Genomic DNA, 12,919 nt, shown 5'->3' with positions numbered 1-12,919 from the left:
ATGCACGACACAACTGAACTCAATTACAACTATATCATAATTTTTCCCTCTTATTAAAAAAACTAAATAAAAACCCCGAATGCAAGCGCATCACGAGGGTTTAATAATCAATACTTAATTCTTCGCCCCAGCCTCAGCTGCCTCAGCAGGAAGAATTCCCAACTCAACCAACTTCTCCACAGGCACAACGCCATCTTTCCAACCACGAACATTATAATACTCATCCAACATAATATCCATGCGGCTAACATGACCAGCACTGTTTCCAGTTGCCGCTTCTTCTGTAAAGCGCTTAGGCAAGAAATCATCCTCACGCTTATCAAAGCCAGCTAGGTTATTGTAGTAACGCTCTAAATTATAGATTCGTTCACCCGTTTTTAATATATCCTCAGCAGTCACTTCAAAACCTGTCATTGCGCTATATTGCTCAGCAAAATGCTCAGGACCTTCTGAGAAAGTAGAGAATTTACACATATTCATAGAGTCAGTGAAAGAGAACAAGTCTTGGAATACTTTCAAAAGCTCACCCTTACCTTCAGGAACTAAACGGTCTGTTGGTTCTGGAATTCCAGCAATTTCACTTGCAATCGTGTAACCACGTAAGTGACAAGCACCACGGTTACTTGTCGCATAACCAAGGCCGATACCTTGGATTCCACGTGGGTCATACGCCGGAATCGATTGACCTTTAACGGCCATTGATAATTCAGGAGCACCCCAGATCGCAGTCGCACGGGCAGGACCTTCGGCAAGAACGCCACCAAAGCCTTCACGGAATGCAATTTTACGAGTTAACTCGATCATGGCATCTGCATCGCCCCAATCAAGCTTTTCGTCAATGATGCCTTTTTCATAAGCTTCCATTGTAGTAGAGAAAGCATGACCAAGTTCAATCGTGTCCATACCGTACTCATTACATTGGTCGATTAAGAAAGCAATCGCTTCAGAGTTACTTAAACCACTGTTTGCACCAAGTGCCCAACCAGATTCAAACTCAAAGCTCTCAACCTTCGTCTTGTATTTCCCTTCTTTAACCTCAACTTCAATTTTACAAGCAACCGGACAAGCATGGCATGTATTATTAGTCGTGCGGATATGTTCGTTTACCCACTCACCACTATGCTTTTCAGCTTCTGCCCAATAGGTTTCTTGAGAGTTTCTTGTTGGAAGTGCTCCCACTTCATTGATTAAATTGGTTAACACGTTTGTACCATAAACGGAAAGTCCGCCTTTATTAGGAGCGGTTAATCCGCCTTCCAAAATCGCTTTAACCGCTTTTTTGTTCGCTTCTTTATACTCATCCGCATTTTTGGCTTCAGGCATGTTACCCTTTTGAGCAGCTTTAATAACGATTGCCTTTAACATTTTGTAACCAGCAACCGCACCCGTACCACCGCGTCCAGCTGAACGGTCGTGTTCATTCATGAAGCCCGAGAAACGAACTTTATTTTCTCCAGCTTGACCAATAGTCATCACACTAAGGTCTTCAGCACCATACTTGTCTTTAAGTGCCTGAATCGTTCCGCGTGTACCTTTGCCCCATAGGTCAGATGCATCGCGAAGCTCAGCTTGCCCATCTTCAATATAAAGATAAACAGGCTTGTCACTTTTACCACTAAAAATGATATTGTCCACACCAGCCCATTTTAAACGTGCTGCTGTCCAACCACCCATATGGGAGTCAGTCACAGTACCAGTTAGTGGAGATTTCGTGACAACGCATAAGCGTCCACTCATAGAAGAGCGAGATCCGGTAACAGGACCTGTCATAATACATAAAATGTTTTCTTCGGATAAAGGCTCTACTTCAGGACCATTATCTAGGACGTATTTTACACCAAGTCCACGCCCACCAACGTACTTTCTTGCATCATCTTCATTGATTTGTCTGTAGTCAACTGTGCCATTTGTTAAGTCTACTAAAACTTCTTTGTTTTTAAAGCCCCCAAGATTCATCTTAATTCGACACCTCTTTCATGGATTAATAGTGTTGTTTTAAAAAATTATACTCTTATAAAATATTAGCTACATTACCTATAAATTCCTCTATATTTTTAATATTATTTCTATTGTGAATAATTTTAAGGAGCAGATTCCTACTAAAAACGTTATAATTTATTTTAAAAGGGTTAATAAGAGGTGAGCTAATGAGCATAGAGCTAGAACGTTATTCCCGACAAATTCTATTTCAACCGATTGGAAAAACAGGACAACAAAAATTACTACATAGTCGTGCAGTCATTGTCGGTATGGGGGCACTTGGAACGGTCATTGCCAATCATCTCGTTCGCTCAGGTGTCGGATATATCCGTTTCATTGACCGTGATTTTGTCGAATTATCCAATCTGCAACGCCAAACTCTCTATAGTGAAGAGGATGCTAAACAACAGCTACCAAAGGTGGTTGCCGCGGAAAAAAGATTAAAGAAAATCAATTCAACCGTCCAATTAGAACCGATTATTGGCGATCTAAACATGAATAATGCTGAAGAACTTCTCAAAGGCTTTGATGTAATTATCGATGGGACCGACAATTTTTTAACACGATATTTAATCAATGATGTGGCCGTTAAACAAAATATTCCATGGGTATATGGTGGGGCGGTAAGCTCAAGAGGGATGTTTGCTACGATCATTCCTGATAAAACACCTTGTTATCGTTGCTTGTTTCCAGAGATTCCGATAGGCTTAGGCGAAAATTGTGACACGGTAGGGGTACTTTCCGCCATTACCGATATCATTGGATCTTTTGAAGCAGTAGAGGCTATAAAGCTATTAGTTGGAAACCCAACCAATCCGAATCTAGAACAACTCGATATTTGGGACAACTCCAGTTTACAAATGGACATTAGCCAAGGGAGAAATCCAAAATGCCCAACCTGCGTCCAGCATCACTTTGAATTTCTAGAAACATCAGCAAGCCATCCAACTACTTACACCACTTTATGTGGGCGGGATACCGTGCAAATCATCGCACGGAATCAACAGTCTTTTGATTTTACAAAAATGGCAGACCGTTTACATAAAATCGGCCAAGTAAAGCAAAATGATTACTTGCTACGTTTTATTCCCGATGAAGAAATCTCCATGGTGCTTTTTAAAGATGGCCGTGTTTTAATTCATGGAACCAATGATATTGTAAAAGCAAAATCCTACTATTCCCGCTATATTGGGACATAATTCACAACGAAGGCTATCGGTCAAACCGGTAGCCTTCGTCACGTTCCCGTCACAAAAACACGATTTAATAATTTATTAAGCTTTTCTTTATTCACAGTTCAGATTTCCTGGTTAATCTATGGTTGTAAGTAACCAATAGGAGGTCAAAATCATGAACAAGAAACTGTTAGCAGTCATTGGAGTAAGTGGTGCCTTGATGTTTGGAAGTGTCTATTCGATCTCGGCAAATACATCTGGTTATGACATGTATAAGGATGCACTGAAAAAAACGCATGAGCTTGGTAGCACGACAATGGATTTGCAGTTCAAGCTTGAGGACAATGGAAAAAGCTTGATGACATCCAACACCCAAATGAAAACGGACAGTGATGCTAATTTAATGAATGGTAGCACAACGATGTCGAATGGATCTGAAACAAGCTCTATGCAAATGTTCCGTCAGGACGGCGAATGGTATGTGAAAGCGGAAGAAAAGCTCTATAAGATGGAGTCTAGTGGGAAACAACACGGTAAAATGGGAGAACACAGTCAAGAATTACAAGAGGATCTTGAAAAATTAGTTGATGTATTAACTAAAAACCTTCAACAAAAGATCATCGTAAAAGAAGAAAAGAATGGAAACAAAGAAGTAGAATTGAAGCTTTCTAAATCAGAAATTCCAATAGCTGCGAATGTCGTGAGTTCTTTAATGGTCAAGCATGCAGCGATGATGAACGACTATCAACAAGATGAATCTTCAGAATTCCGCCATATTAAACCAACACTACCAGAACTAAAGGATGAAATCGTCATTCAGAGAATCGAGATCTCAGCTGATATCCATCCAGATAATTATGTAGAAAAGCAAACGGTAACAGCAACTGTGAGCGGGAAGGATGCAGCAGGAGTAGCTCATTCTCTAACTGTGAATTTTGAAATTGAGCTTTCAAATGTTAATAAGACGGAAGTAACGCCTCTTGATCTCACAAATGAAAAGCTAAAAATTATCGAAGTAAAGCACGGCCGTTAATAGAGGGTAGCTCCAATTGTGGGGGACGTTTTGACAGTATAAAGCTGACTAAAAGATGTCTCCTACAAAAGCATATCAAGTCAAATAAAGTAGGTGAATGGATTGGAAACGGTGTTGCAAGTAACTGGGTTAACGAAAACATATAAAAATAACCGTGGCATTAAGGGGATACATTTTTCAATCAATCGTGGTGAAATCAAGGGCTTACTTGGTCCGAATGGAGCGGGAAAAACGACGTTAATGAAGTGTATGGTTGGTTTGGCGTTTCCTGATCAAGGTGAGGTTTCGATTTTCGGAAAAAAGGTTCATGAGGATTGTAAACTTGCCTTAAGCCAAGTGGGTGCTTATATTGGTACAGGAGCTCTCTATGATCACCTTACCGCGTATCAAAACCTAAAGCTTGCTTTCCGGTTCTATCCAACACTTGCCTCCACTAGAATAGATGAGGTACTAGAACAAGTTGGTTTAACTTCCTATAAACATGAGAAAGTAAAAGGCTTTTCTATGGGGATGAGACAACGATTAGGAATAGCTTCAGCCCTTCTATCAAATCCTTCAATCATCATACTAGATGAGCCAGCTAACGGTCTTGACGTGGACGGTATGATCATGTTCCGTAATCTCATCAAAGGACTAGCGAATGACGGAGTGTCTTTTCTGGTTTCAAGTCATCTTACCTCTGAATTAGAAAAAATATGTAACAGCTATTCTATTCTAATTAAAGGGGAGCTACATGATATTGGCGCTCTACCAACATATCAAAGTTTAGAAGAAGTTTATGTTGCTAAGATTGGAGGGGAATTACTTGGAAACAATAAAGATCAATACAATCAATGAGCTAGAAAAGCTACTGTTTAAAAGGGGAATGAAAATTCACTTCTTCTTAATTTCGTTGTTACCCTTCCTCATTCTTTTAGCAACAGAAAAAGTCATCACGAACGATATGCTAATATTACCTGCAGTTAATTTGAGCTATGCCATGCTAAAGGGATTTGTAATAATAGTCATTCCATTGTTTTCATTTGTTGCTGTTGCAGACCTGTTTGCAGGTGAACTAGAAAAAGGAACCTTATTTTTTGTTCGTCCAATTAAACGGTCTGAAATCTATTTTTCAAAAATTACAGCACTGGCGATCCTTATCTTCTTACAATTAATCTTGTTTTTTACGATAACGGCTATAAGTTTGCTTCTATTCCGCAATGAATTCCAGGTGAGTGACCTAGCTAGATTATTCTTCTCCACCCTTATTTCTTGGCTACCATTACTTGCGATTACGGTATTAGCAGCGTTTATAACTCAATTTGTAAAAAGTAGTACCGCAACGGTAGGGATAGGGATGTTTAGTTACCTAGCGATGTTCGGTTTACCCTTTCTTTTACCTGGAAGCCTCTATCTATTTCCTACTGCCTACTTAGATTGGTTCCAATTATGGAATGAAAATGTGTCTTATTCATGGATGATTCAAAGCAGTATATACCTGATCTCCTTTATTTCATTGTTTTTATCCATTGGTTATTATATGTTTAAGAGAAAAGAAGTTTAATGGTAGGTGAGTAGTACATGTCCATTCGCTATCGGTTAATTTTATCCTATATTGCCATGATCTTTGTTCCGATTATTCTCTTTCTAGTTGCGTCTCTTTTGATGGTGACTTTATTTATTGGAGATATAAGAGAGGTCAGTCAGCTACTACCCGCCAATCATCAATATCATAAAATTGTTCAACCAGATCAACAATTCCTCACTGAACTAAAGGAAAAATCGATAATGGACCCAAATACGCTTGTCCAGCCAACCTACCTAGATTCGCTCTCCGGAAGGTTAGATGAATTAGAAACATCTATGATTCTTCGTAAAAATGAAGAAATCGTCTATTCTTCCGAGGAGACGAAGGATATACAGACTGAGCATTTACCTGCCTTTGGTAGTCTTTCAACGAATAATAATATTGAAAAACTTGGGTCAGATATGTATTCCATTAAACAGTTAGACTTTATTAGTTCAGATGGTAGAAAGGCTTCCATCTTCTTATTGAAAGATGCCAGTCCTGTTGTTGAATTTACGAGAACCTTTTTCCCGATTATGTTCGCTATGCTAATCTTGATTCTTATTTTTACAAATGGATTATTAACCTACTATGTCTCGAAAAGCATTATTAAACCAATTAATCATTTAAAGAAGGCAGCTGAAAAAATAGGGAATGGTCACTTAGATGATGCCTTAGTGGTGAAGGGGAAGGATGAAATCAGTCAATTAACTCGTTCCTTTGAGGATATGAGGCGTCAACTGAAACATTCAACCGAAATTCAGAAGCAATACGAACATAACCGAAAAGAATTAATTGCTCATATTTCTCATGATTTGAAAACGCCTATTACAACAATCAAGGGCTATGTAGAAGGAATAAGAGATGGAGTAGCTAATTCAGCCGAAAAGCAAGAACGATATTTACAAACTATTTATCAAAAAAGTGTGGATTTAGACCATTTAATTGATGAACTATTTCTTTATTCCAAGCTCGATTTGAAAAAGCTACCCTTTCACTTCATTAAATTTGATATAAAAAACTATTTGATAGATTTTGTTGAGGAGCTCACATTTGAGTTTGAAAATAGAAATATCAAGCTTGACTTTTCATACGATGAAAAAAAACTGTATGAAATAGAGGCAGACCCTGAAAAATTAAAACGAGTGTTTTCTAATATTATTGAAAATAGTTTAAAGTATATGGATAAGGTAGCGGGTGAAGTTAGGATAACGTTAACTTCTACCGCACATGAATTTATCGTATCCATTTCAGATAATGGACCAGGAATAGCAAAAGAATCACTTCCAAATGTGTTTGAACAATTTTATCGTGCTGAGCAGTCACGCAATATACAGACAGGTGGGAGTGGGCTAGGATTGTCTATAGCTAGGATGATTATGGAAGAGCATGGAGGATATCTGCGTGCTGAAAGTGAACTTGGTAAGGGAACCACCATCCATATTATTTTCCCAAAAGAGGGGGTGCAAGCATGAAAAGAATTTTAATCATAGAAGATGAAAAAAGCATCGCCGAGCTCGAGCGAGATTACCTAGAAATCAATGGATATTCTGTTGATATCGTGTTAACAGGTGATGAAGGCTTACGTCAGGCTCTGGATCAACCATATGATTTAATTCTTTTAGACTTAATGCTCCCTAATATAGATGGTTTTGAGATTTGCAAAAGGCTAAGAGCTGAAAAGGATATTCCGATCATTATGGTGTCAGCAAAGAAAGAGGACTACGATAAGGTTCGAGGATTAGGACTTGGAGCCGATGATTACTTAGTTAAACCTTTTAGTCCAAATGAAATGATAGCTAGGGTGAAAGCACATCTTTCTCGGTATGAAAGACTATCGATGAGGCAGCCCCAAACGGTTAATAGGGAAATTTTTATTAGAGGTTTGTATATTGACCAAGCATCAAGAAGAGTGTTTATTAATAATAAAGAGGTCACCTTTACGACTAAAGAATTTGATCTTTTGACTTTTATGGCGTTAAATCCGAATCAAGTATTTAGTAAGGAACAACTGTTTGAAAAACTTTGGGGAATGGAAAGTACCGGTGATATATCCACCGTTACTGTGCACATTCGTAAGATTAGGGAGAAAATTGAACAGGATTCCTCAAACCCACAATACATTGAAACGTTATGGGGAGCTGGGTACCGATTTAAAGGTGACCGAACATAAAATACAAAAACGCGCTATCCATTAAAGGATGGCGCGTTTTTTACTCTGCTAATAAGCTTAGGATTGGATTTACGGCTTCAAATAAAGAATTAGCTTGAATATCGGCTGCTGTTTCTTCCCTCCCGATAAACACCGTTTTACAACCAGCTTTTTTCCCAGCCTCAATATCGCGTTCATGGTCACCGACCATCACGCTTCGATGCAAATCAATATCATATTTTCGTGCTAAATCAAACAATTGCCCAGCATTTGGTTTCCGACATTCACAACCTGCCTTTGGCTTATGGGGACAGTAAGAAATTTCACGAACTTTCCCGCCCTTTTCTTCCACAAGCTCGTGTAGACGTTGATGAATGCGCTGTAATTCTCGTTCCTTTAAAAAACCTAAACCAACCCCACCTTGGTTCGTAACAACATAAACATCATATCCAGCGTCAGTGAAGGCAGCGATAGCCTCGGCTGCCCCTTCTAACAAATATAGCTGATGCGGTTTGTTCACAAATTTCACTCTGCTTGTTAATACCTCATTGATTACACCGTCGCGATCCAAAAAAATGGCTTGATTCATTTTGCTTTCCTCCAGCTATCAACATACCTATTACTTTTTCCAAAAATAAATAAAAGCAACCCTAAAGGTTGCTTAAACATCTATATAATCCGCTTTTTAATCGAAGTTTTTTCGGTTGAATGCTTGGAATCTATTTTCCTCTCAATCCGTTCTAAAGCAGCTGGATCTTTTTCAATTTCTTGCTTATTTTTAGAAACGAGTTCGGAAAAGCTTCTTTGTAATCGTCTGTTCATATGAATCTCTCCTTTGTTTATATTATAACCCCTGTGAATACTTTGTTTACGTCGAATATATTACAATTCAATGAACTTTTCACTTTTTTAAAATAGTCTTAATATTATTATTTTAAGTGTTAAAGAGGTTGTTTTTGTAAGAACTTTATTAAAGTTGTGTGAATGTTTAATAGAAGATGGCCAATGCAAGGGGAGTTGAGCCTCTAAAAATGAAGAGATCTAGTGGGGATTACTAAGAATAAATATAAAAAGACATAACTTAAACGAATTATGTCTTTTTCAAGTTTGCTAGTGAATATCTTTTTTCTTAAATCTACCGCCACGAACTTCGGAGATATTAGCTACCGCTAAGAACGCAGTTGGATCAATTTCTTGAACGATTTCCTTTAATTTTGCTTCCTCTAAACGAGTAATGACACAGAAAATGACTTTCTTATCGTCGCCCGTATAGGCACCTTCACCATTTAAATAGGTTACTCCACGGCCAAGTCGTGCTAGAATGGTTTCCCCAATTTCTTCATACTGTTCACTAATAATCCAAGCAGATTTGGATTCATCTAATCCTGCTATGACAATATCAATCGTTTTAAAGGCAATATAGTAGGCTAATAATGAATACATTGCTCTATCCCATCCAAAGACAAACCCAGCAATTGCAAAAATAAATACATTAAAAAACATGATAATTTCGCCAACGGAAAAAGGCGTTTTCTTATTGATTAGGATGGCCATTATTTCCGTTCCATCTAAAGAGCCACCATAACGAATAACGATTCCGACACCAACTCCAAGAACAATTCCACCAAAAACAGTAGCAAGTAATAAATCTTCTGTAAGGGCTGGTACATTATGCAAAAGTGCAGTAGTAACGGATAAGACCGCAATTCCAAGTAGGGTGGATAAGGCAAAGGTTTTTCCAATTTGCTTATAACCTATAAAGAAAAATGGGATATTAAGGACGAAGATGAAAATTCCTAGTTTGAATCCTGTAAGGTGAGATAGAATGATGGAAATACCAACGATACCACCATCTAAAATCCTATTTGGTACGAGGAATTCCTCAATTCCTATGCCCATTAAAATGGCGCCGAAAATGATAAAGATGGTTCTTTGGGCTAATTTTGCTTTAGTTAAGCCTTTATGTTTTGCATGAGAAAGTGCTTGATCTGTCATAAATCCCTCCTAAAATTTTTTGTGACTTTATATTCATTTTATCATAAATGTAGATTTAATTACCTTTATTCGTATTCGAATAATATAGTTTATTATTTTTTGAAATAATATACATTTATTCCATTTGTCTGTGAGAAACTAACAAACAGAATGGAAAAAGACAAAGATTTTTCTTTTGACAGATAGAATGGCCTGTAATATGATAGTGAAGGTAAATATAATACCGACAAAATCTATATGAATTTAAGGAGTTAGAAAAATGAAAAAATTCCCAATCATGTTTGCCCTTTTAGTAAGTTTTATGATCATCCTTGCTGGATGCGGAACTTCAGAAAATAAAGCAAACAATCAAGATAATCAAACAGAAGAAAACGCTACTGGTGGCAAAGGAAATGCCTCCGAAAATCAAGATTTACTTGCTGAGATTAAAGATGAAGGTGTATTAACAGTTGGTACTGAAGGTACATATCCACCGTTTACGTTCCATAATGAAAAAGGTGAATTAACAGGATTTGACGTTGAAATAGCTCGAGAAGTGGCTGAGCGTCTAGGTGTTGAAGCTAAATTCATGGAAACACAATGGGATGCCATTTTTGCAGGTTTGGATTCAGAGCGTTTTGATATGATTGCGAACCAAGTTGGGATTCGTCCAGACCGCCAAGAAAAATATGATTTTTCAGAAGGATATATCACTTCTGCAGCAGTTTTAATTGTTAATGATAGTAACAACGACATTAAAGCATTCGAAGATATTAATGGGAAAAAATCAGCTCAGTCTTTAACTAGTAACTATGGTGATATCGCGAAATCCTATGGAGCAGAGCTGATTGGAGTAGAAGGCTTTAATCAAGCGATAGAATTACTTGCACAAAATCGTGCCGATGCAACGATTAATGATAAATTATCATTCCTAGATTTTAAAAAGCAAAAGCCTGATGCACCTGTTAAAATTGTCGCTACTTCTGAAGATGCTTCTCATAGTGGCTTAATGTTCCGTAAAGGCAATGAAACACTGGTAGAAGAAGTAAACAAAGCCTTACAAGGTATGATTGATGATGGCACTTACTTAGAAATCTCAAAGAAATGGTTTGGTGAAGATGTACTTAAATAGCATTTTTGCTGATCCAGTAAAACTGGAAAGGCTCATCTCAATTGCAGAAAGCTCCCTTCTCCCTTTATTAAAGGGAGCTCTTTTTTATACATTACCACTGGCTATTATTTCGTTTATTATTGGAATCATTTTAGCTGTTTTAACGGCACTAGCTAGAATATCTAGTCTAAAAATACTTAAAGGTATCGCTCGGTTTTACGTGTCAGCGATTCGAGGAACACCACTATTAGTTCAGCTGTATATTCTTTTTTACGGATTACCGAATTTAGGAATCATGATAGATCCTTTTCCTGCTGCCGTTATTGGCTTTTCGTTGAGTGTTGGGGCCTATTCATCTGAAATTATTCGTGCAGCCATTTTATCCATTCCAAAAGGTCAATGGGAAGCTGGGTCTTCCATTGGGATGACCTATTCACAAAACTTAAAAAGAATTATTCTTCCGCAGGCAACTCGAGTTTCGATTCCACCTTTATCGAATTCTTTTATTGGATTAGTAAAGGATACATCCCTAGCTTCAACAATTCTAGTAACGGAAATGTTCAGGAAGGCACAGGAAATTGTTGCAACTACGTATGAAGTGCTATTGCTTTATACCGAGGCTGCACTTATTTACTGGGTAATTTGCTTCATCCTTTCCATTATTCAACAAAGGATAGAAGTAAGACTTGACCGTTATGTTACGAGATAGGGGGAAGTATAGATGATTTCTGTTAAGGGTTTATATAAGCAATTTGATAAGCTTGAAGTATTAAAAGGTCTAGACTTAGAAATTGAGCGAGGGAAGGTTATCGTGTTAATCGGTCCGTCTGGATCTGGCAAAACAACCTTTCTCCGCTGTCTAAATGTGTTAGAAACACCTACTAAAGGTGTGATTTCAATTGATGATGAAACCTTAGATTTTTCTAATCCCATCTCTAATAAAAGAGTCGCTTCTTTCCGTCGACAAACAGGTATGGTTTTTCAAAGTTATAATCTATTTCCTCATATGACAGCATTAGAAAATGTTATGGAAGGTCCAGTTACCGTTAAAAAAGAAAGTAAAGACGTTGTGCGCCAAAGAGCGGAAGCTTTATTAAATAAAGTAGGTTTAGGTGATAAGTTGGATTATTATCCTTTTCAATTATCCGGCGGACAACAACAACGGGTTGGAATTGCAAGAGCGTTAGCGATGGATCCAAAGGTGATGCTGTTTGATGAGCCTACCTCAGCATTAGATCCGGAGCTCGTCGGCGAAGTTCTAAAGGTAATGAAGGATTTAGCAAACGAAGGTATGACTATGGTGGTCGTTACTCACGAAATGAGGTTTGCTAAGGAAGCCGCAGACGAAGTTCTCTTTTTGGATCAAGGAGTAATCGTTGAAAGAGGTAAACCAGAGCAAATCTTCTCCAATCCAAAAGAAGCACGAACGAAACAGTTCTTAAGTTTAATTGAAAAATAAACATAAACAAGATACCTCATCAAATGGTGAAGGTGTCTTTTTTTGTTTGGTTTGGATGGAAAAGCAACTTAAAGGTCGGATAGATGCCCATTCTTGGGGGGGAATCTAAAAAACGGTCACTAAAAAACGGATAGATGCCCGTTTTACGAAAAAAATCTGAAAAACGGTAACTAAAGGTCCGATAGATGCCCGTTTTAGGAGATTAATCTAAAAAACGGTCACTAAAGGTTCGTTAGATGCCCGTTTATGAAAGCACTACAACCACCAAAATTGTAATTATTAGTAAAGGAAGGCAAAAAAATAACGGAATCAACATGGATTCCGCTACCTATAACATTATAGAAAAAAGGGAGGTTTTGCCACATCATTGTGGCGAAAAAGTTAGTGTTCAAAGGGAAAGCACTGGAAATCCAGTTTCGGATTTTTGAGAGATACTTCATTTCATTGTTCATTATTTGAACCAACACTTACTAAGTCTGTTGCAATCAT

The 12,919-nt window shown here is 37.8% G+C and carries 13 protein-coding genes; 9 read left to right on the top strand and 4 right to left on the bottom strand.

What is annotated here, in order from left to right; genetic code table 11:
• Positions 1 to 114 precede the first annotated feature (114 nt).
• The gene (locus tag LRP83_RS17370; protein WP_230497966.1) at positions 115 to 1,956 is read right to left on the bottom strand and encodes an aldehyde ferredoxin oxidoreductase family protein; all 1,842 of its coding nucleotides are present in this window, start codon (positions 1,954 to 1,956) and stop codon (positions 115 to 117) included.
• A gap of 191 nt (positions 1,957 to 2,147) precedes the next feature.
• On the opposite strand from LRP83_RS17370, the gene LRP83_RS17365 reads away from it, so the two are divergent.
• The 6 genes from LRP83_RS17365 to LRP83_RS17340 all read left to right on the top strand — a co-directional run bounded on the left by LRP83_RS17365 (position 2,148) and on the right by LRP83_RS17340 (position 7,907).
• The gene (locus tag LRP83_RS17365) at positions 2,148 to 3,179 is read left to right on the top strand and encodes a ThiF family adenylyltransferase (RefSeq protein WP_230497965.1); all 1,032 of its coding nucleotides are present in this window, start codon (positions 2,148 to 2,150) and stop codon (positions 3,177 to 3,179) included.
• A 151-nt stretch (positions 3,180 to 3,330) separates the two neighbouring features.
• On the top strand, positions 3,331 to 4,188 hold the full coding sequence (locus LRP83_RS17360) for a hypothetical protein (protein ID WP_230497964.1): 858 nt from the start codon (positions 3,331 to 3,333) through the stop codon (positions 4,186 to 4,188).
• 111 nt (positions 4,189 to 4,299) lie between these two features.
• On the top strand, positions 4,300 to 5,025 hold the full coding sequence (locus LRP83_RS17355) for an ABC transporter ATP-binding protein (RefSeq protein WP_230498030.1): 726 nt from the start codon (positions 4,300 to 4,302) through the stop codon (positions 5,023 to 5,025).
• On the top strand, positions 4,994 to 5,731 hold the full coding sequence (locus tag LRP83_RS17350) for an ABC transporter permease (RefSeq protein ID WP_230497963.1): 738 nt from the start codon (positions 4,994 to 4,996) through the stop codon (positions 5,729 to 5,731). The genes LRP83_RS17355 and LRP83_RS17350 overlap by 32 nt, the downstream gene beginning before the upstream one ends.
• 17 nt (positions 5,732 to 5,748) lie before the next feature.
• Complete coding sequence (locus tag LRP83_RS17345; protein ID WP_230497962.1) at positions 5,749 to 7,209, top strand: sensor histidine kinase; 1,461 nt, start codon at positions 5,749 to 5,751, stop codon at positions 7,207 to 7,209.
• A complete protein-coding gene (locus tag LRP83_RS17340) occupies positions 7,206 to 7,907 on the top strand; it encodes a response regulator transcription factor (protein WP_230497961.1) in 702 nt (233 codons plus the stop codon). Before LRP83_RS17345 ends, LRP83_RS17340 begins: the two co-directional genes overlap by 4 nt.
• A 40-nt stretch (positions 7,908 to 7,947) precedes the next feature.
• Here LRP83_RS17340 and LRP83_RS17335 read toward each other — a convergent pair whose 3' ends face one another.
• The 3 genes from LRP83_RS17335 to LRP83_RS17325 all read right to left on the bottom strand — a co-directional run bounded on the left by LRP83_RS17335 (position 7,948) and on the right by LRP83_RS17325 (position 9,881).
• A complete protein-coding gene (locus LRP83_RS17335) occupies positions 7,948 to 8,475 on the bottom strand; it encodes a D-glycero-alpha-D-manno-heptose-1,7-bisphosphate 7-phosphatase (protein WP_230497960.1) in 528 nt (175 codons plus the stop codon).
• An 80-nt stretch (positions 8,476 to 8,555) separates the two neighbouring features.
• On the bottom strand, positions 8,556 to 8,708 hold the full coding sequence (locus LRP83_RS17330) for an FbpB family small basic protein (RefSeq protein ID WP_230497959.1): 153 nt from the start codon (positions 8,706 to 8,708) through the stop codon (positions 8,556 to 8,558).
• Positions 8,709 to 8,996: 288 nt separating this feature from the next.
• Complete coding sequence (locus LRP83_RS17325; protein ID WP_230497958.1) at positions 8,997 to 9,881, bottom strand: YitT family protein; 885 nt, start codon at positions 9,879 to 9,881, stop codon at positions 8,997 to 8,999.
• A 259-nt stretch (positions 9,882 to 10,140) separates the two neighbouring features.
• On the opposite strand from LRP83_RS17325, the gene LRP83_RS17320 reads away from it, so the two are divergent.
• The 3 genes from LRP83_RS17320 to LRP83_RS17310 are packed head-to-tail and all read left to right on the top strand — an operon-like array spanning position 10,141 to position 12,430.
• Complete coding sequence (locus tag LRP83_RS17320) at positions 10,141 to 10,992, top strand: amino acid ABC transporter substrate-binding protein (protein ID WP_230497957.1); 852 nt, start codon at positions 10,141 to 10,143, stop codon at positions 10,990 to 10,992.
• Complete coding sequence (locus LRP83_RS17315; RefSeq protein ID WP_230497956.1) at positions 10,979 to 11,680, top strand: amino acid ABC transporter permease; 702 nt, start codon at positions 10,979 to 10,981, stop codon at positions 11,678 to 11,680. Before LRP83_RS17320 ends, LRP83_RS17315 begins: the two co-directional genes overlap by 14 nt.
• A gap of 12 nt (positions 11,681 to 11,692) precedes the next feature.
• Entirely contained in the window at positions 11,693 to 12,430 is a 738-nt protein-coding gene (locus LRP83_RS17310) for an amino acid ABC transporter ATP-binding protein (protein WP_230497955.1), read from the top strand.
• Positions 12,431 to 12,919 lie beyond the last annotated feature (489 nt).

It is taken from the genome of Pseudoneobacillus rhizosphaerae, assembly GCF_917563885.1.
In the GTDB taxonomy this organism is placed as follows: Bacteria; Bacillota; Bacilli; order Bacillales; family Cytobacillaceae; genus Pseudoneobacillus; species Pseudoneobacillus rhizosphaerae.
This window is presented reverse-complemented; position numbering and strand designations above follow the sequence as displayed.